16 protein-coding genes and 1 tRNA gene are annotated in these 17480 nt (G+C 64.1%); 8 read left to right on the top strand and 9 right to left on the bottom strand.

Annotated elements, in window-relative coordinates; genetic code table 11:
- Nucleotides 1-622 precede the first annotated feature (622 nt).
- Entirely contained in the window at nt 623-4945 is a 4323-nt protein-coding gene (locus M1E10_RS20485) for a beta strand repeat-containing protein (protein WP_499174635.1), read from the top strand.
- Nucleotides 4946-5109: 164 nt separating this feature from the next.
- On the opposite strand, the gene M1E10_RS20480 is transcribed toward M1E10_RS20485, so the two are convergent.
- Nucleotides 5110-5535 carry a VOC family protein gene (locus M1E10_RS20480; RefSeq protein ID WP_499174634.1) on the bottom strand — a complete coding sequence of 142 codons (426 nt, stop codon included), beginning with the start codon at nt 5533-5535 and terminating at the stop codon, nt 5110-5112.
- 457 nt (nt 5536-5992) lie between these two features.
- Between M1E10_RS20480 and M1E10_RS20475 the strand changes: the two genes are divergently transcribed.
- The 3 genes from M1E10_RS20475 to M1E10_RS20465 all read left to right on the top strand — a co-directional run bounded on the left by M1E10_RS20475 (nt 5993) and on the right by M1E10_RS20465 (nt 7085).
- Complete coding sequence (locus M1E10_RS20475; RefSeq protein ID WP_499174633.1) at nt 5993-6460, top strand: hypothetical protein; 468 nt, start codon at nt 5993-5995, stop codon at nt 6458-6460.
- 176 nt (nt 6461-6636) lie between these two features.
- Nucleotides 6637-6948: a hypothetical protein gene (locus M1E10_RS20470; RefSeq protein ID WP_499177300.1), complete on the top strand. Its 312-nt coding sequence runs from the start codon at nt 6637-6639 to the stop codon at nt 6946-6948.
- Entirely contained in the window at nt 6849-7085 is a 237-nt protein-coding gene (locus M1E10_RS20465) for a phosphatidylglycerophosphatase A family protein (RefSeq protein ID WP_499177244.1), read from the top strand. Before M1E10_RS20470 ends, M1E10_RS20465 begins: the two co-directional genes overlap by 100 nt.
- Nucleotides 7086-7208: 123 nt before the next feature.
- On the opposite strand, the gene M1E10_RS20460 is transcribed toward M1E10_RS20465, so the two are convergent.
- Nucleotides 7209-7285 (bottom strand) — tRNA-Arg (locus M1E10_RS20460).
- A gap of 168 nt (nt 7286-7453) precedes the next feature.
- Between M1E10_RS20460 and M1E10_RS20455 the strand changes: the two genes are divergently transcribed.
- On the top strand, nt 7454-8152 hold the full coding sequence (locus tag M1E10_RS20455; protein WP_499174632.1) for a Rossmann-fold NAD(P)-binding domain-containing protein: 699 nt from the start codon (nt 7454-7456) through the stop codon (nt 8150-8152).
- 69 nt (nt 8153-8221) lie between these two features.
- Here M1E10_RS20455 and M1E10_RS20450 read toward each other — a convergent pair whose 3' ends face one another.
- The 3 genes from M1E10_RS20450 to xylF form a co-directional block, all read right to left on the bottom strand.
- On the bottom strand, nt 8222-9007 hold the full coding sequence (locus M1E10_RS20450; RefSeq protein ID WP_499174631.1) for a sugar ABC transporter ATP-binding protein: 786 nt from the start codon (nt 9005-9007) through the stop codon (nt 8222-8224).
- 14 nt (nt 9008-9021) lie between these two features.
- Nucleotides 9022-10335 carry a sugar ABC transporter permease gene (locus tag M1E10_RS20445; protein WP_499174630.1) on the bottom strand — a complete coding sequence of 438 codons (1314 nt, stop codon included), beginning with the start codon at nt 10333-10335 and terminating at the stop codon, nt 9022-9024.
- 171 nt (nt 10336-10506) lie between these two features.
- On the bottom strand, nt 10507-11547 hold the full coding sequence (gene xylF, locus M1E10_RS20440; protein WP_499174629.1) for a D-xylose ABC transporter substrate-binding protein: 1041 nt from the start codon (nt 11545-11547) through the stop codon (nt 10507-10509).
- 204 nt (nt 11548-11751) lie between these two features.
- Here xylF and M1E10_RS20435 point away from each other — a divergent pair, with 204 nt between their 5' ends.
- Together M1E10_RS20435 and M1E10_RS20430 are read left to right on the top strand one after the other, a co-directional pair.
- A complete protein-coding gene (locus M1E10_RS20435; RefSeq protein ID WP_499174628.1) occupies nt 11752-12969 on the top strand; it encodes an ROK family protein in 1218 nt (405 codons plus the stop codon).
- A gap of 4 nt (nt 12970-12973) precedes the next feature.
- On the top strand, nt 12974-13207 hold the full coding sequence (locus M1E10_RS20430) for a hypothetical protein (RefSeq protein WP_499174627.1): 234 nt from the start codon (nt 12974-12976) through the stop codon (nt 13205-13207).
- Here the strand turns inward: M1E10_RS20430 and M1E10_RS20425 are convergent.
- Nucleotides 13189-13677: a hypothetical protein gene (locus tag M1E10_RS20425; protein WP_499174626.1), complete on the bottom strand. Its 489-nt coding sequence runs from the start codon at nt 13675-13677 to the stop codon at nt 13189-13191. The genes M1E10_RS20430 and M1E10_RS20425 overlap by 19 nt on opposite strands.
- A 177-nt stretch (nt 13678-13854) precedes the next feature.
- On the opposite strand from M1E10_RS20425, the gene M1E10_RS20420 reads away from it, so the two are divergent.
- Complete coding sequence (locus tag M1E10_RS20420; protein WP_499174625.1) at nt 13855-14211, top strand: hypothetical protein; 357 nt, start codon at nt 13855-13857, stop codon at nt 14209-14211.
- 4 nt (nt 14212-14215) lie between these two features.
- Here M1E10_RS20420 and M1E10_RS20415 read toward each other — a convergent pair whose 3' ends face one another.
- Genes M1E10_RS20415 through M1E10_RS20405 form a run of 3 tightly spaced genes read right to left on the bottom strand, consistent with a single transcriptional unit; the run spans nt 14216 to nt 17467 of the window.
- Nucleotides 14216-15037, bottom strand: coding sequence for a transglutaminase family protein (locus M1E10_RS20415; RefSeq protein ID WP_499174624.1), 822 nt, complete (start codon nt 15035-15037; stop codon nt 14216-14218).
- Nucleotides 15038-15048: 11 nt separating this feature from the next.
- Entirely contained in the window at nt 15049-15993 is a 945-nt protein-coding gene (locus tag M1E10_RS20410) for an alpha-E domain-containing protein (RefSeq protein WP_499174623.1), read from the bottom strand.
- 4 nt (nt 15994-15997) lie between these two features.
- The gene (locus M1E10_RS20405) at nt 15998-17467 is read right to left on the bottom strand and encodes a circularly permuted type 2 ATP-grasp protein (protein WP_499174622.1); all 1470 of its coding nucleotides are present in this window, start codon (nt 17465-17467) and stop codon (nt 15998-16000) included.
- Nucleotides 17468-17480 lie beyond the last annotated feature (13 nt).

Raw genomic sequence — 17480 nt, 5'->3', positions numbered from 1 at the left:
CTGTACCTGCATGGCCGTCTCGACGGGACGCCTCGTTATTTGCTTAGCCTCTAAAATTTCAGATTTTTCTCCGTCCTCTCGCGGTTTCCCTTCAGAAGTCCGTCTATGCAGCGAAAAATAGTTTAGCTGCCGCAGTGTTTCAAAGAGTCTGGCCCGCCTGTTCTGATCTGCACTGCCGTGGCGCAATAAAGAGGCCGTCTCTATTTGTCAGAATGCAACACAAGCACTCCGCGTTAACCCAAATTTAGGAAGTGCGGCGTAACCATGCGTCTAAGACTTCTGCCAGCCACCCATCCCTTGATGGCGCGCGGGCAGATCGGTGTGACAGCCCTGCGGAAGCAAGATGCTCACATCTACAGGCGGGGGAGTCGGGACGCGCAGGCGGCCTGAACGCATGATGCCTTCCCACGCTGCGGCTCCTGTCAGCCATGATCCCAACATTTGAATTCGTCCGAAAGGACACCCTTGGTCGATGCCATGCTGGCATCAACCACGGGTAGGTTGCCAGCATGGCGCAGGATGCGCCTGAGGCCGCAGCGTGGAGCTTGGAAGTGCCCACGCACGATCTCTGGCAGGTGAGATGAAATTTGCTTTCCAGCTTAATAGATAGGCGGCCCCATCCATGACCTCGATCATCTCCTCCTTGAGCGTGAACCAGATCCGCTCACTCTCCACGACCACGATCGCTTCGCTGACCAGCGACGATATCTCCGCTCTGAGAACAGACCAGATCAAGGCGCTGTCCTCCTCGCAGATCTCGGCCCTGGCTTCGGACGATATCGCGCAGCTCACCACCGACCAACTCGCTGCGATCACCACCACCGGCGTCAAGGGCCTGACCCTGGCCCAGCTGGAGGCGCTCGATACCACGCAGGTCAGCAGCCTCGGCACCGCCCAGCTTTCCGCCCTCAGCGCGACGCAGTTCGGCGCGCTCGATTCCGAACAGCTTGATGCTCTGAACACGACGCAGATCGCATCCCTGTCCTCATCCGCCATTTCCGCCCTCTCCAGCGACGAATTGGCAGCCTTCTCCAGCAGCGAAATCACCGCCATCAGCGCCAAGGCCCTGGCCGGCCTCACGACCGCCAATTTCGCTGCCCTGGCGACTGATGTGGTCGCCGCTCTTACCACCGCTCAGGTGGCCGCCCTGAACACAGCCCAGATCGCCGCCCTGACCACGGATCAGATGGGTGCGCTGACCTCCAGCCAGATCGGCGTCCTCTCCGGCACGCAGATCGCTGCGCTGACCACCACCAACATCGCTGCCATTTCCACGGACAACATCGCAACGCTCGGCACCAAGGCGATTGCTGCCCTGACCACCGCCCAGCTCAATGCCCTGACGTCCGACCAGATCGAGGCGCTCACTTCGGCTCAGATCGGATCGCTTGCCGCCGACGACATCGCGGTCATGCAGGCTGACGACATCGCTCAGTTCACCACCAGCGAATTTGCCGCCATCAGCTCCAAGGCGATCGCCGGTCTCGCCGCTTCCGTCATCGCAACCCTCGAAACCGACATGGTTCAGGCTCTGACCTCTTCGCAGGTTGCAGCCCTCAGCACGGCGCAGATCAGCGCCCTGACGTCCGAGCAGGTCGCAGTCCTCGGGACAGCGCAGGTATCGGCCCTCAGCGCTGCCCAGCTCGGCGCCTTCAGCAGCGACAACATTGCTGCACTGACCACCACTCAGGTGCCGGCGCTCTCCGTCAAGGCACTGGCTGCACTTTCGTCGGCACAGGCCGATGCCATGACATCGGACCAGTTCGGCGCGCTCACGACGACGCAGATCGCCGCCCTTAGCTCCGCGGCCATCTCGGCTCTTTCCACCGACGATCTTGGAACCTTCGACACGTCTGATATCGCTGCCATCAGCGTCAAGTCGCTTGCCGGCCTGACGTCGGACAACTTCGCAGCGCTGTCGACCACCCAGGTTGCAGCTCTGACCTCCGGCCAGGTCGCTGCGCTGACATCTTCGCAGATTGGTGCCCTGACCACCGACCAGCTCGGCGCGCTGGCAACCGACAAGATCGCGGTTCTCTCCGCAACCCAGGTTGCCGCACTGACGACGACCAACATCGCTGCACTGGAAACCGACCAGGTCACGGCCCTCAACGAGAAGGTCATCCGCGCTCTGACGACGACGCAGGTCGCTGCCCTCACGTCGGAGCAGATCGATGTGCTGACCACGGGCCAGATCGGCAACCTCAGCTCGGCTGCCATTTCCGCCCTGACCACCGACGACATCGGCACATTCTCGACCACAGAGATCCAGGCGATTTCCGCCCGGTCGCTGTCGGGACTGTCCACTGATGCCTTCGCACTGCTGGCCACGGACCGGGTCGCGGCCCTGACGACGGCTCAGATCGCCGCTCTGACCACCGGTCAGATCGCCGCCCTGACGAGCGACCAGACCCAGGCGCTCACCTCTTCGCAGATCGGTGCTCTGACCGCGACACAGGTTGCCGCCGTGACGACCACCAACATTGCGGCCCTTACCACGGATCAGGTTTCCACGCTCAGCGCCAAGGCGATTGCCGCCCTGACGTCCTCTCAGATCGGTGCCCTGAACTCGTCGCAGACGGAAGCTCTCACCACGACACAGGTCGCCTCGATGAGTGCGGCAGCCCTGGCAGCCTTGGCGGGTGAGGACATCATCGCCTTCTCGACCGCCGACATCGCAGCCATCAATGTTCGGTCGCTGTCCGGTCTGACGACAGACAACGTCGCCCTGCTCACCACCAGCCAGGTCGGCGCCCTGACCACCTCGCAGTTGGCCGCCATGTCCTCTGCCCAGGTCGGCGCTCTGACCAGCGACCAGGTAGGAGCCCTGTCCTCGACCCAGATCGCAGCCTTGAGCTCGGCTGGTCTGGGTGCAATGTCCACGGAAGACCTCGCAACGTTCGACACCGCCGACATCGCTGCCATCAACGTCAAGTCGCTGGCGGGCCTTTCCACCACGAATGTCGCTGCCCTGACCACTTCGCAGGTCGCCGCTCTGACCACCGGTCAGGTCGTCGCCCTCAATACCACCCAGGTCGGTGCCTTGACCACCGAACAGGTCGAAGCCCTGACGACGACACAGGTCAGCGCCCTCAGCGCGGTCCAGCTCGGCGCCATGTCCACGACCAATGTCGCGGCCCTTACCACCGACCAGGTTGCGGCCCTCAGCACCAAGGCCATCGCTGCGCTCACATCCGCACAGATCGGTGCTCTGGACTCCAGCCAGCTCGAAGCACTCAGTTCGGCTCAGGTCGCCGCACTCAGTGGTGCCGCCGTGGCAGGCCTCACCACCGAGGACATCATCGCCTTCTCGACGGACGATATCGCCGCCCTCAACGCAAAGGTCATGTCGAGCCTCTCCACCGACAATGTCGCGGCTCTGACAACCACCCAGATCGGTGCCCTGACGACCTCGCAGCTTGCCGCGATGACGTCTTCGCAGATCGGCGCGCTGACCTCGGATCAGGTCGACAAGCTCACCACCGCCCAGATCGCATCGCTGACATCGGCAGCTCTTGGTGCCATGTCGACGGAGGATATGGCGACCTTCGACAGCGCAGACATCGTCGCAATCAACGTCAAGGCACTGGGTGGTCTGTCCACGACCAACATCGCGGCCCTGGACACCACGCAGGTCGCCGCTCTGACCACCGGCCAGGTCGCTGCCCTCAAGACTGCCCAGGTCGCCGCCCTGACGACGGACCAGATCACGGCCCTGACCACCGCGCAGGTCCAGACGCTCAGCCCGGCACAGGTCTCGGCCATCTCCACCGCCAACGTCGCGCTGCTCACCAGCGATCAGCTCGGCGCACTCTCCACGGCGCAGGTCGCCATCCTGTCATCCGCACAGGTCGGCGCCCTGACCAGCGACCAGATCGACGATCTGAACACGACCCAGATCGCCGCACTGAGCGCAGCCGCACTTTCGGCCATGGGAACGGACGATCTGGCAACCTTCAGTAGCTCGGATATCGCTGCCATCAGCGCCAAGGCACTGGCGGGTCTTTCGACCACCAATGTCGCCGCGCTTGATACAGAGCAGGTTGCCGCCCTGACGACCACCCAGATTGCAGGCATGACGTCGGCTCAGTTCGGCGCGCTTACCTCCGATCAGGTTGCTGCCCTGACGACCACTCAGGTCGGATCTCTGCGGGCAACGCAGGTCGCCGCACTCTCCACGACCAACGTCGCGGCTCTGACCACGACCCAGGTCGGGGTGCTGTCGACTGCACAACTGGTCGGCATGACTTCTGCCCAGATCGGTGCGCTGACCTCGGAACAGGTCGGAGCGCTGAACACGACGCAGATCGGCGCGCTGAGCGCAGAGGATCTGAGCGCCATGTCGACGGACGATCTCTCGACCTTCGACAGCTCGGACATCGGCGCCATCAACGCAAAGTCGATCTCCGGTCTCTCCACCACCACCGTGGCGGCCCTGAGCAGCGCCCAGATCGGGGCTCTCTCCACGGCCCAGATCGCCGGGCTCAATGCGAGCCAGATCGGCGTCCTGAACACCGACCAGATCGATGGTCTGAGCACGACCCAGGTGGCCGCACTGTCTGCCAACCAGGTCGCCGCGCTGAGCACGACCAACGTGGCATCGCTCTCCACTGATCAGGTGGTGGCGCTGAGCACCTCGGCGATCTCGGCGCTGACATCGGCGCAGATCGACGCCATGGACAGCGACCAGATCGAGGCCCTGACCTCGAACCAGGTCGCAGCCCTGACGTCGGCTTCGATCGCGGCCATGTCGAGCTCGGATCTCGTCACGTTCACGACGGAAGACATGGCTGCCATCAGCGTGAGGGGCATGGCGGGTCTCGAGGCTGAAGATATCCTGAACTTCAGCAGCAACCAACTCGAGGCACTGAGTGACGCGCAGATCCAGGCGCTGAGCAATCCTGAGCAGACTGCAGCGCTCATCCAGGCCTACCAGAACTTCTAACGATGCAAGGCGCGGCCTTCGGGCCGCGCCCTTCCACCCTATTCAGGAACGGCCGGTGTTAGGCGAGGGCAGGAATGCCCGACCTTGATCCCGGCCGTCCTGCTTTCGCTGAAGGCGTGCATCATCGGCGCGCTGATGGATCCCGGCGATCCCGCCAACTCGGCTCAGTCTTCCGCCGGCAGCATCTGCGGGTTCCAGACGATCTCCCAGAGGTGCCCGTCCGGATCGGCAAAATATCCGGCATAGCCGCCATAGAACGTTTCCTGCCCGGGTTTAACGATATCAGCCCCGGCGCGACGGGCGGCTTCCATGACATCGTCGACGTCTTCCCGGTGCATGACATTGTGGCCGATGGTGAAGGCGGTCGGACTGGCAGGGGTCTTGCTCAGGCCGGTATCGTGGGAAATGTCGTTCTGGGCCCAGATCGCGAGCTTCAGGCCGCCCGCGAGATCGAAGAAGGCGACGGCGCCATGCTCGAATTCGCGGCCGACGATGCCCTGCGTGGGCAGCCCAAGGCCGTCGCGATAAAAGGCCAGCGACCGCTCGAGATCGGCAACGCCAAGCGTGACAACAGAAATTCTCGGTTTCATCGTCCATACCCTTCCTATCGGCGCCCGCGCATGCGAGCACCTCGATAGTCTTGGGCCGCTGGCATGCAACGGAAGGACCCATCGAGTGGGGGCCGGGCCAACCGTCCCGGGCCTAACCTGTTTCAGACGGGGCAACGATAGGCCTCCCGGTCAGCACCGTCAACGCTCCCACCGGCCTCCGGTTGAGCCTCACGCCACTGCTGCTGAAATGCATGCGCGTTTGGAACCATCGCCATGCGCCATCGTTCGGCAAGCATGCGGATATACGTCCTTGCAGCTCTTCCACGGTCTTTCGTGGCTGGCGCCGCGCCGGTGGCTCGGACCTGAGCCGGACATTGCGGGCTGCTGAGGTGTCAAGCCGGTTGCCACGGCATTCCCTGCAAAGCAAGGCAACGCCACCCAGATCAACGCCACCCAGATCAACAATGGGCACGACAATCACGGAGGTCACGATACAATGGGCAAAGGGCTGAAGGAACTGGGCCTATGGGTTCTCCTCGCCACACTGGCACCTGCGCTTTCCGCAACGGCACAGTCAGCCCTGCCGTTGGATGAAGATCCCGCGGATCTCTTCGGCTATAGCGTCGACATCACCGAGTCTGAGGGCGGTGATGTTGCGGCAAAGGTACGCAACGCCGTGGAACGATCCGACGCCACGGCGGAAGAGATCAAGATGATCTTCAGCGTCGACAACTTCCGCTTCGTGTCGCTTGATGCCGGACTGGTGAAGGACATGGAACCGATACTCGCCCGGCAGCAGCATGGCGTCACCAACCTGCGGACGGCCTTGTCGGCGAGCGCGCTCTTTCACACCGCCATGGAGAGCGAGAGGATCGACACCAATTCGGTCGTCGCCGTCGATCTCGCGCCGGGAGAGAGCGGCCTGCCGTCGGACAAGCAGGCGGTGATCTATGTAGCGGAGTGAGGGGGAGACATCGCGCGTGTCGGCCTGGGATCCGATGCTGCGTTCGACGCGGTTGCTCGGGTGTCGTGATCCTGCCAATTTTGGCTCCAAAGACGGATGATCCAGACCAGGCTGTTTGACACGACAAGCGCCGCCCCCATATTGCGAGCGCAGGTTCTCCCAATGTGGTCGCAGTCGTGAATCTCATCCCTAGCCTTCTGGCGCTTCCGGACGCCGCCCTCCTGGCCGACCCCGTCGTCCTTTCCGCCACTTGGTTCGGCACGGGCCTCGTCGAACCATTTCGGGCGGGGCTGAGCGTTGCCACGGTCTGGCTCCTGCTTGCCTGCCTTGGAATGCCCAAGCTGGCGTTCCTCGCCATGGCTGCGGTCGCCGCGTCCGTGCTCGGTATCTGGTCGGCCAATGCCTGGGAGGCGGCGTTCACGATGTCGGACGATCGCCGGATCGTGCCGGCGGCATCGCGGTCCTGTTCCTGGCCCTCGACCGCCTGAAACCCTGGCCCGTCTCCACGCTCGAAGCCATTCCCGGCGGATTTGGCGTCGTCGCCGACGACGTCATCCTCGGCCTTGCGCTGGGACTGACGGTGCGCCTGGTCGTGGCGCTGCGGCAGCGGGGGTTGAGGGGGTAGGGGGCGCTCACGTCGCTGCGCGCAGTCAAATCTGAGGTTTTGCCTGAGGATGGGCCTGCTGCTCGAAGCAATCTGGCCGCCTTGATGGATGGCAGCACCTAGCGCAATGAATTTCCAAGAAAATGGCGCACCCGACAGGATTCGAACCTGTGACCTTTGGAATCGGAATCCAACACTCTATCCAGCTGAGCTACGGGTGCTAACCGTTGGCGAAGGCTACTTCGCCGCTCCGATGGCAGCTACTTACCTCAGGATGAAGGCCGCTTCAATGGCAATCACGGTGCGGTCGGCGGAAAGTTGTGGGGGGTGGCTGAACTGGGGTGGCGGCTGCGACGTAGATCCCTGCAACAATGGGTGGGAGGATCGCCATGCAGTCTTTGAGACAGGGATACCGGGCGCTGGTGATCGGCGCGAGCGGCGGGATCGGCGGGGCGCTGGCGGCGCAGCTGCGCGGCGATCCGGAGTGCGGGTCTGTCGAGACGCTGTCGCGGTCGGCGACGCCGGGGTTCGATCTCACCGACGAGGCATCGGTCCAGGCGGCAGCCGCGGCGCTGGGGGAGGGCGGCGCCTTCAACCTCGTCTTCGATGCGACAGGCGCGCTGACGATCGACGGCATCGGGCCGGAAAAGACGATCCGGGCGCTCGATCCTGCCGCCATGGCGCGGCAGTTTGCGGTCAATGCCATCGGGCCGGCGCTCCTCCTCAAGCATTTCCTGCCGCTTCTCAACCGCAACGAGCGGGCGATCTTCGCGACGCTGTCGGCCCGGGTCGGATCGATCGGCGACAACCGGCTGGGCGGCTGGATCTCCTACCGGGCCGCCAAGGCGGCGCTCAACCAGATCGTCCGGACGGTCGCCGTCGAGGCGGCGCGCACGCGCCCGCAGGCGGTGATCGCGGCGCTGCATCCGGGCACTGTGGCGACGTCACTGTCGGAAGCCTATGGCGCAGGTCACGAGCGGATCTCGCCGGGGCAGTCGGCGCAGATGCTGCTCGATGTCCTCGACGGGCTGCAGCCGGACCAGACCGGCGGCTTCTTCGCCTATGACGGCAGTCCTATCGAGTGGTGAGCCTGACGCAGGCGTGACGTCATTAAAAGGGCCCCGCGGGGCCCTTTCTTGTCTTCGTTGCGGTCTCGGTCAGGCCGCTACCATGGCGCCGGGGCCGGGAATGGCGCCGGGCGGGCATTTGCCGAGGATGATCATGCCCAGCACCTCGTCCTTCGTCACGTCGCTGGTCCTGGCGTGGCCGACCACCTGGCCGTTCTTCATCACGAAGACGCGGTCGGCGAGGTCGAAGACGTCGTGGATGTCGTGGCTGATCAGGAAGATGCCGATGCCATCGAGCTTCAGCTGCTTGATCAGGTCGCCGACCTGCGCCGTCTCCTGGGGCCCGAGTGCTGCCGTCGGCTCGTCCATGATCAGGATGCGGGCGTCGAAGAGGATGGCGCGGGCGATCGCCACCGACTGCCGCTGGCCGCCCGAGAGTGCCTTCACCGGCTCCTTGAAGCGCTTGAAGTTGGGGTTCAGCCGGCCCATGACCTTGCGGGCATTGGCCTCCATGGCGACGTCGTCGAGCGTCCCCCAGGGGGTCTGCAGCTCGCGGCCGAGGTAGAGGTTGGCGGCGGCGTCGACATTGTCGGCGACGGCGAGCGTCTGGTAGATCGTCTCGATGCCGTGGCCCTTGGCGTCGCGCGGGTTGCGGATGTCGGCCGGCGCGCCGTTGATCAGGATGTCGCCGGCGTCGCGGCGGTAGGCGCCCGAGAGGATCTTGATCAGCGTCGACTTGCCGGCGCCGTTGTGGCCCAGCAGCGCCACGACTTCGCCGGGGAAGAGGTCGATGCTGGCGTTTTCCACCGCGTGGATGCCACCGAAGGAGATGGAAATATTCTTCATTTCCACGAGCGGAGTGTTTTGGTCCGTCACGATGAAAACTCCTGTTACTTGGCTCTGGCGCGATAGACGGTGTCGAGCCATACGGCCAACACGAGAACCGCCCCGACGACGATGCGCTGCAGCGGCGTGTCGATGCCGAGCAGCACCATGCCCGACTGCAGCGACTGCATGACGAGCGCGCCGAGCATGGCGCCGGCGATGGTGCCGACGCCGCCGGCCAACGACGTCCCGCCGATCACGGCGGCGGCGATGGTGTAGAGCTCGTCGAGCTCCCCTTGCGCATTGGTGGCGGCGTTGAGGCGGGCGGTGGAGATGGCCGCGGCGACGGCGCAGAGCATGCCCATCAGCGCGAAGATGCGCACCGTCACCCAGCGGGTCTTGATGCCGGCAAGCTCGGCGGCCTCCGGGTTGCCGCCAATGGCGAAGACATAGCGGCCGAAGCGCAGCCTGGTGGCGATGAAGGTCATGACGATGCCGGCGCCGATGGCGATCAGTACCGGGATGGCGATGCCGTGGGCGATCTGCAGGCCGCCCTCCGGCCAGGCGATGTTGTTGGTGTCAGCGTAGCGGCGGGCGATGGCGACCGGCCAATAGTAGCTGTTGGCGACGAGCACGAAGCCGAGCACCGCGGCGCAGCCGATGCCGCCGATGACATATTCGGCCCAGATCGGCTTGCGCGGGAAGGAGAAGCGCATGCGCTGGCGACGGGCGTTGATGATGGCGGCGATGATGGCGAGGCAGGCGACGAGGCCGACGATCCAGCTCCAGGTGGCGCCGATCGAGCCCGTGGTGCCGCCGCCCATCAGGCGGAAGGTCGGATCCATCGGCGCGACCGTCTGGCCGCTCGTGACGAACCAGGTGGCACCACGCCAGATGAGGAGGCCGCCGAGCGTCACGATGAAGGAGGGCACGCCGAGAAAGGCGATGACGACGCCGTGCAGCGCGCCGACCGCAGCGCCCACCACGAGGCCGCCGGCGAGCGCCAGTGCCCAGATCGCCGGATGGCCGAAGCCCAGCCATTCAGGGAGGATCTGCGCCTGCATCACCCCCATCAGCATGCCGGTGAAGCCGAGGATGGATCCGACGGACAGGTCGATGTTGCGGGTGACGATGACCAGCACCATGCCTGTCGCCATGACGGCGACGGAGGAGGTCTGGACGGTCAGGTTCCAGAGGTTGCGGGGCGTCAGGAACAGCCCGTCGGTCAGGATGTTGAAGCCGATCCAGATGATCAGAAGGGCGCCGATCATGCCGAGCAGGCGCGTATCGACTTCCGTGGCGCGGAAGAAACGCGTCACGGGATTGGTATCCGCCTTGCGCGGAGTGCTGGTTGTCGTGGTCTGCATTGTATCGGCCATTCCCGCCGTTCCCACCTCTTGGGGCGCGTTTGAAGATCGGTCACCGTGGAGGTGATCGTCGCGCCGGCTTTCGGCAATCCGCCACAGCGGATGCAGCCCTGCCTCTTCACGATGGACCGACGCTGCCGCGGTTGCAGAGCAGCGTCGGTCCCTCAGACTATCGTCTCTTGCTTAGTTGCAAGCCTCGACAGAGCCGGACTGTACGCCCTGGCAGGCTTCTTCCTTGCTGATCCAGCCGGCATCGATGACCACGCCAAGGTTATCCTTGGTGATGGGCAGCGGGGCCAGGAAGACGGACTTCATCTCGGCGCCCTTGGGGCCGCCGCTGAAGGTCTGCATGTCGGGGATCTCGTCCATGGTCTTGCCACCGGCAAGGGCGAGGGCGATTTCGGCAGCGTTCTTGCCGAGCTCGCGGCTGTCCTTCCAGACGGAGACCGTCTGCGTGCCACGGGCAACGCGGTTCAGCGCGGCCTTGTCGGCGTCCTGGCCGGAAACCGGCACGGAACCGGCGAGGCCCTGGGCGTCGAGAGCAGCGATCGCGCCGCCGGCGGTGCCGTCATTGGACGCAACCACGGCATCGACGTCGTTGTTGTTGGCCGTCAGGAACTGCTCCATGTTGCGCTGGGCATTTTCCGGCTTCCAGCCGTCGGTATAGGCTTCGCCGACGTTCTTGATCTTGCCGGCGTCCATGGCTTCCTTCAGCACTTCCATCTGACCGGAAAACAGGAAGTCCGCGTTCGGATCGGACGAGGAGCCCTTGATGAAGACGTAGTTGCCTTCCGGCGCGACCTTCAACACTTCGGCAGCCTGCATGCGGCCGACTTCCTTGTTGTCGAAGGTGATGTAGAAGGCTTCCGGGTTCTCGATCAGGCGGTCGTAACCGACGACGGGAATGCCTTCAGCCGTTGCCTTTTCGATGGCCGGGCCGATGGCGTCGGAATCCTGGGCGAGAACGATCAGCGCGTTGGCGCCCTGCGAAATCAATGATTCGACGTCGGTCAGCTGCTTGGCGGCGGACGACTGGGCATCGGCGGAAATGTATTTTGCGCCAGCGGCTTCGAGCGCGGTCTTGATGGCGGCCTCGTCCGTTTTCCAGCGCTCTTCCTGGAAGTTCGACCAGGAAACGCCGACGACGAGTTCCTGCGCCAGGGCAGCGGTCTGCATGGAAACGATGACGGCTGCGCCAGCCATCAGCTTGATGATAGATTTCATGGTGTCCTCCCGAGTGACGGCGGATGGCCAAGCCTCCGTGCTCTCCCCCCCGCCAGATTTGCTGCCCCCAAAAGCCCGAAGGCTTTTTTCTCGACAGTCGAGAAATTAAATGTCAGAGATTTTTAACAGAGTCAATCGGGGCTGTCTGAGCATCCTTCGCAGCTGGACCATGACGGAAAGACCCACGGGAGGAACGGGCAGACAATGCTGGCCAAGTCGAGCACGGAGCTGGTCCGGCAGCAAAACAGCTCGCTCGTCCTGACGGCGCTGCGGCGCCACGGCCCGCTGTCGCACACGCAGCTTTCGGAAGCGACACGGCTGTCCTCGGCAACCGTGTCCGCGATCACCGCAGACCTCGAGCGCCATGCCGTCATCGGCAAGAACGAGCAGCAGGCGGCCACCGGCCGCGGGCGGCCGCGCGTGCTGTTCAGCCAGCGCCGCGACTGCGGCTTCCTCATCATCGTGATCGTCTCGTCCGATTCCATCCAGTACTCGCTGGTGGATTATGCCGGAACTCTGCTCGACAGGTTTTCCGAGGAGCGTCGCGAGGACGGGGCGCAGGCTTTCATGGGGCGGATGTCGGCCGGGCTCGAGCGGGTGGTCGCGCGGTCCAACATCGCCAAGGACCAGGTGCTGCTCGTCTCCTTCAGCAGCAAGGGGCTGGTCAGCCCGACGGAGCCGAAGCTCGTCTGGTCGCCGATGCTGGGCTCAGAGCCCGTCGATGTCCGGACCGTTCTGGGGAAGGGATGGCGCGCCAAGACGATCCTCAACAACGAGACGCTGCTGGTCGCCCAGGCCTTGCAGCAACGCCAGCCGCAGGAGGCGGGCACCCTTGCCGCCGTCTCGCTCGGCCACAGCATCGGGCTCGGCATCGCCAAGGCGAGGGCAGGCAGCGAGCCGGAGATCTCGGCGCCGAACTTCGGGCACATGCTGCATATTCCCGGCGGTGCGCTGTGCCGCTGCGGTGCGCGTGGCTGCATCGAGGCCTATGCCGGCTTCTATGCGGTGCTGCGGACGGCCTTCGAGGTGCCGGCCGACACCATCCCCGCCAAGATCGTGCCGCTGCCGGAGGTCGACAAGATCGCCGCGCAGGCCCGTCAGGGGCACCGCATGGCGGGATTTGCCTTCCGCCAGGCGGGCGTCGCGCTCGGCAACGGTCTGTCGCGGCTGCTCAGCCTGCACGGCCACATGCCTGTCTTCATCACAGGTCCTGGCCTGCGCTACTATGACCTTCTCAGGCAGGGAATCGAGGAGGGGCTGGCGCAGACGCAGGTGGTGCGGCTGTCGGGCATGCCACGGCTCGAGGTCGTGGCGGACGAGCCCTCGCTCGTCTTCGAAGGCCATCTCGGGCTTGCATTTTCGATCGTCGACCAGGATATCATCGCCCATCGTGCGCCAGTCCAGGCGGCGGCTGGAGAATAGACACATGATCGACATCGACCACCCCATGTACAAGCCGCTCTGGGCGCGCCTGCTGATCGTCGGCGTCTGCTTTGCCTGGGCCGGGTTCGAATTCTACAACGGCGCAGCCTTCTGGGGCATGCTGGTCGGGGCGATGGGGATCTATGCCGGCTACAAGCTGTTCTACGAATTCGGGCGCAAGCGTCCGCCAGCTGCGCCGGCTCCGCTAGAGAACGACGGTCAGGACGATCGCCAGTAGAGATCCTTGATCGCCCGGTCGACGAGCAGGTTTGCTGTGGTCATCCGCAGGGTGGCCTCATCGCGGAAGGCGACGGCGATCGTATCGGGATGATTGTCCTTGGCAAAACGCCGGCGCTTCTCCGCCAGTGTCTCGGCTGTGTCCTCCGGACCGATCGCCAGGTCCTCGGCAATCTCCGCCTCGCTGAGCCGCAGGAGGTGCGGGGGGATCTCTGGTTCTTCCGGAGGTTGGGGCACTGGCGCCGGCGCGTCTGATGCGTCTGTCGCCTCCGGTTGCGCAGGCATGCCGTCGGCCTGGACGTCGAAATATGCGTCCGCCGCGCTCGTCGGACTGCCGACGGCCGTTTCCGCCACGAAACTTGCGTTGAGGCCAGACACGCGGAAAGCCTGCGGATCCGCCTCGGTCTTTTCCGCGTCTTCTTCGTCCAGTCGTGTCAGCACCGACTGGAACACCGATTGCCCGAACAGCATGATCTTTCCTCTCGCCGGGAGATCAACACGTGAAGATGGCGCCGGGCTTGCGAGAGGCCTCTGTGTGCGTCACTCAAGCTTTTCATTCACGATTAGTAATATATGCGGCTTTAACCCTTCTCAAAGGGTCGAAGCTAGGGTCGAGCCATCCTGCAATGCACATGAGATCCGGCCGCCATGAGTGAAATCCAAAACCGCGCCATCGAAGTTTTCCACCGACAGACCGGCTCGACACCTGTCACGAACGAAGAATTCCGCCGTCAGTTGCTCCAGGGCGCGCTCGCCCTTTACCGGGCCCTGGGCGGGACGGAGGCGGCTGCGCAGGACCTCCTTCAAGGAAGTTTGTCCAAGGGACCGAAGGATGTCGCGACGTCGGTGGGCGATCTTGTTGTGGCCTTGGCGGGTGTCAGTTATCTGCAGGACATCGATATGGTCCAGGCAGGCTACAATACGCTCAACGACAAGCTGCGCCGGCTGCCACGGGTCGCCTGTGGGCAGAACGCTCCTGTTGCGAGCCACAGGATGGCCGGCTGACCCGTCAGTTCTGGCTCTGCTGCCGGCTGCCTGATTCTGCAACCGTCAGCGCCACGTTCAGGTTCTCGCCGGCGGGGCCGATGCGCATGCCAGAGACGGGTGCGCCTTCCCGGTAGCTGAGGCCGGTGGCGAGCCGCACGTAGCGCTCGTCGGGGCAGACGTCATTGGCGGCGTCGAAGCCGACCCAGCCGAGACCGGCCAGATGTGCCTCCGCCCAGGCGTGGGTCGCCACCTGCTCGGTGATGCCCTCCATCAGCAGATAGCCCGACACGTAGCGGGCCGGGATGTTGAGGAGCCGCGCGGCGCTGATGAAGATATGCGTGTGGTCCTGGCAGACGCCGCGTCCGGCCGCCAGCGCCTGTTCCGCCGTGGTCTGGTTGTCGGTGGACCCGGGGACGTAGGCGACGGCCCGGTGGATCTCGCCCATCAACGCGTGCATGCGCGACAGCTCGCTGCCGGCCGGAAGGGTCTTGACGAGATCGCGCACCAGTTTCCCGGGCTTCGTCAGCGGCGTCTCGCGCAGGAAGAGCCAGAGCGGCGCAAAGCCGTGATGCGGTCCCACGACGCCTGCCTTGTCCGTGGTCTCCACCTCGCCGCGGGCGACGATGCGGATCCGGTGCTCGCTGCCCTCCACCGAGACCAGTTCGACGCGGTTGCCGTGATGGTCGGCATAGCCCGTCTCGACGGTTGCACCGTCGACCTCGATCGTCCAGTTGAGCACCTTCTGCGTCGGCCCGTCGACGGGCGTCAGCCGCAGCCGCTGCAGGATGTAGGAGACCGGCTGGTCGTAGAGATATTCGGTCGTGTGGGTGATCGTCAGCCGCATGGCTCTTCGTCCTACTCGTTGAAGCGATAGCCCTGGGAGATTTCCACGCTAAGCCGGTTGTTGCGGCTGATGAACTCCTCGAGAAATTCGTGGAGGCCGTTGTCCATGATGTCGGCGATCGACCCGTGCGTCAGCATGGCGTTGATCTCCTCGGCGGTCTCGATCGCTGCTGGCCGCATCTCGTATTCGCGCTCCAGATAATGGAGGTTGCTGACGATCTTGCCGTAGCTGTAGGCGAGCGAGCGCGGCATGCGACCGTTGAGGATCAGGAAGTCGGCGATGTTGGAGGGGCGGTATTCGCCGTCATAGACCCAGCTGTAGGCGCGGTGGGCGGAGACGGAGCGCAGGATCGATTCCCACTGCATGTTGTCCAGCGACGAGCCCACCTGGCTGACGGCCGGCAGCAGGACGTAATATTTCACGTCCAGGATGCGGCTGGTGTTGTCGGCGCGCTCGATGAAGGTGCCGATGCGCGAGAAGTTGTAGATGTCGTTTCGGAGCATCGAGCCGTGGAAGGCGCCGCGAATGAGGCCGCAGCGGTGCTTGACCACGTCGATCAGTTCCGGAAGATCGGCGGGCTTGACCCGCTTCGTCAGCCGGGTCGTCAGGTCGATCCAGCATTCGTTGGTGGCTTCCCAGGTCTCGCGGGTCAGAGCCGTGCGCACCATGCGGGCGTTGTTGCGTCCAGACTCGAAGCAGGACATCACGCTCGACGGATTGTGCTGGTCGCGCAGCAGGTAATCGATCGCATCGGCCGACGTCACCTTGTCGTGCACTTCCGCATAGCTCTTGCGGGCACCGGCGCTTTGCAGCACGCCCTCCCAGTCGTCATCGCCGCTGTCGGGGCGGGTGAGGGAGACGCGCAGGCCCGCGTCCACCAGTCGGGCAATATTTTCGGCGCGCTCGATGTAGCGGAACATCCAGTAGAGGCCGTTGGCGGTTCTTCCAAGGAGCATCGGTTTAGTCCTCCAGAACCCAGGTGTCCTTGGTGCCGCCGCCCTGGCTGGAGTTGACCACCAGCGAGCCCTGCTTCAGCGCCACGCGTGTCAATCCTCCGGGAATGATCTTCACCTTGTCGGAGACCAGCACATAGGGGCGCAGATCGACATGGCGAGGGGCGATGCCCTTGTTGACGAAGATTGGCACGGTCGAAAGCGACAGAGTCGGCTGTGCGATGTAGTTCGACGGCCGCGCCTTCAGCTTTTCGGCGAACAGGGTGCGTTCCTTCTTGGTGGCCGTCGGGCCGACGAGCATGCCGTAGCCGCCGGAGCCGTGCACCTCCTTGACGACCAGTTCGTGCAGATGCTCCAGCACATAGGCCAGGCTCTTCGGTTCCGAGCAGCGCCAGGTCGGGACGTTCTCCAGCATCGCCTTGCGGCCGGTGTAGAACTCGATGATTTCCGGCATGTAGGAGTAGATCGCCTTGTCGTCGGCAATGCCTGTTCCGGGCGCATTGGCGATGTTGATCTTGCCGGCGCGATAGACGTCCATGATGCCCGGAACGCCGAGCGTGGAGTCGGACCGGAAGGTCAACGGATCCAGGTAATCGTCATCGACGCGGCGGTAGAGCACGTCGATCGCCTCGTAGCCGCGGGTGGTGCGCATCTTCACCCGGCCGTCGATGACGCGCAGGTCGGCACCCTCGACCAGCTCGACACCCATGGTATCGGCTAAGAAGGCGTGCTCGAAGTAGGCGGAGTTGTAGATGCCGGGCGTCAGGACCGCGACGCGCGGCTTTCCCTGGCAGCCGGGCGGTGCCATCGCCGCCAGCGACTGGCGCAGCAGGTAGGGGTAATCCTCGACCCGGCGAACCTTGTTCTGCGTGAACAGTTCCGGGAACATCTGCATCATCGTCTCGCGGTTCTCCAGCATGTAGCTGACACCGGACGGCGTGCGGGCATTGTCTTCCAGCACGTAGAACTCGTTCTCGCCGGTCCTGACGATATCGGTTCCGACGATATGGGTATAGACGCCGCCGGGCGGCCTGAAGCCGATCATCTCGGGAAGAAAGGCGTCGTTCCTCTCGATCAGCTCGCGGGGAATGCGGCCGGCCTTGATGATCTCCTGCTTGTGGTAGATGTCCTCGAGGAAGGCGTTGAGCGCCAGCACCCGCTGTTCGATCCCGGCCGCAAGCTTTCGCCACTCGGAGGCAGAGATGATGCGCGGGATGATGTCGAAGGGAATCAGTTTTTCAGAGGAATCCGCATGGCCGTAGACGGCGAAGGTGATGCCCGTCCGGCGGAAGATGGTCTCCGCGTCCCGGGTCTTCTGGATGAGATGGGCCGGATCCTGGCCCGCATGCCATGCGTGGTATTTCTGGTAGGGTGGTCGCGGACTTTTGTCCGCAGTCAACATTTCATCGAATGCCAATGGCGCGTTCCCCTTTTTGCAGCCATTTGAATACATGCCCTTTGGTAAAGCAAGAAGCATGCTAGACGCCGAT

Source organism: Rhizobium sp. PK7-22 (assembly GCF_056530405.1).
This window is presented reverse-complemented; position numbering and strand designations above follow the sequence as displayed.

What these genes read in the sequence shown, in the direction of transcription:
- M1E10_RS20425 (WP_499174626.1), bottom strand. Translation starts at nt 13,677, where the DNA reads ATGCTGTTCGGGCAATCGGTGTTCCAGTCGGTGCTGACACGACTGGAC.
- M1E10_RS20420 (WP_499174625.1), top strand. Translation starts at nt 13,855, where the DNA reads ATGAGTGAAATCCAAAACCGCGCCATCGAAGTTTTCCACCGACAGACC.
- M1E10_RS20455 (WP_499174632.1), top strand. Translation starts at nt 7,454, where the DNA reads ATGCAGTCTTTGAGACAGGGATACCGGGCGCTGGTGATCGGCGCGAGC.
- M1E10_RS20410 (WP_499174623.1), bottom strand. Translation starts at nt 15,993, where the DNA reads ATGCTCCTTGGAAGAACCGCCAACGGCCTCTACTGGATGTTCCGCTAC.
- M1E10_RS20430 (WP_499174627.1), top strand. Translation starts at nt 12,974, where the DNA reads ATGATCGACATCGACCACCCCATGTACAAGCCGCTCTGGGCGCGCCTG.
- M1E10_RS20475 (WP_499174633.1), top strand. Translation starts at nt 5,993, where the DNA reads ATGGGCAAAGGGCTGAAGGAACTGGGCCTATGGGTTCTCCTCGCCACA.
- M1E10_RS20445 (WP_499174630.1), bottom strand. Translation starts at nt 10,335, where the DNA reads ATGGCCGATACAATGCAGACCACGACAACCAGCACTCCGCGCAAGGCG.
- M1E10_RS20415 (WP_499174624.1), bottom strand. Translation starts at nt 15,037, where the DNA reads ATGCGGCTGACGATCACCCACACGACCGAATATCTCTACGACCAGCCG.
- M1E10_RS20435 (WP_499174628.1), top strand. Translation starts at nt 11,752, where the DNA reads ATGCTGGCCAAGTCGAGCACGGAGCTGGTCCGGCAGCAAAACAGCTCG.
- M1E10_RS20405 (WP_499174622.1), bottom strand. Translation starts at nt 17,467, where the DNA reads ATGCTTCTTGCTTTACCAAAGGGCATGTATTCAAATGGCTGCAAAAAG.
- xylF (WP_499174629.1), bottom strand. Translation starts at nt 11,547, where the DNA reads ATGAAATCTATCATCAAGCTGATGGCTGGCGCAGCCGTCATCGTTTCC.
- M1E10_RS20485 (WP_499174635.1), top strand. Translation starts at nt 623, where the DNA reads ATGACCTCGATCATCTCCTCCTTGAGCGTGAACCAGATCCGCTCACTC.
- M1E10_RS20480 (WP_499174634.1), bottom strand. Translation starts at nt 5,535, where the DNA reads ATGAAACCGAGAATTTCTGTTGTCACGCTTGGCGTTGCCGATCTCGAG.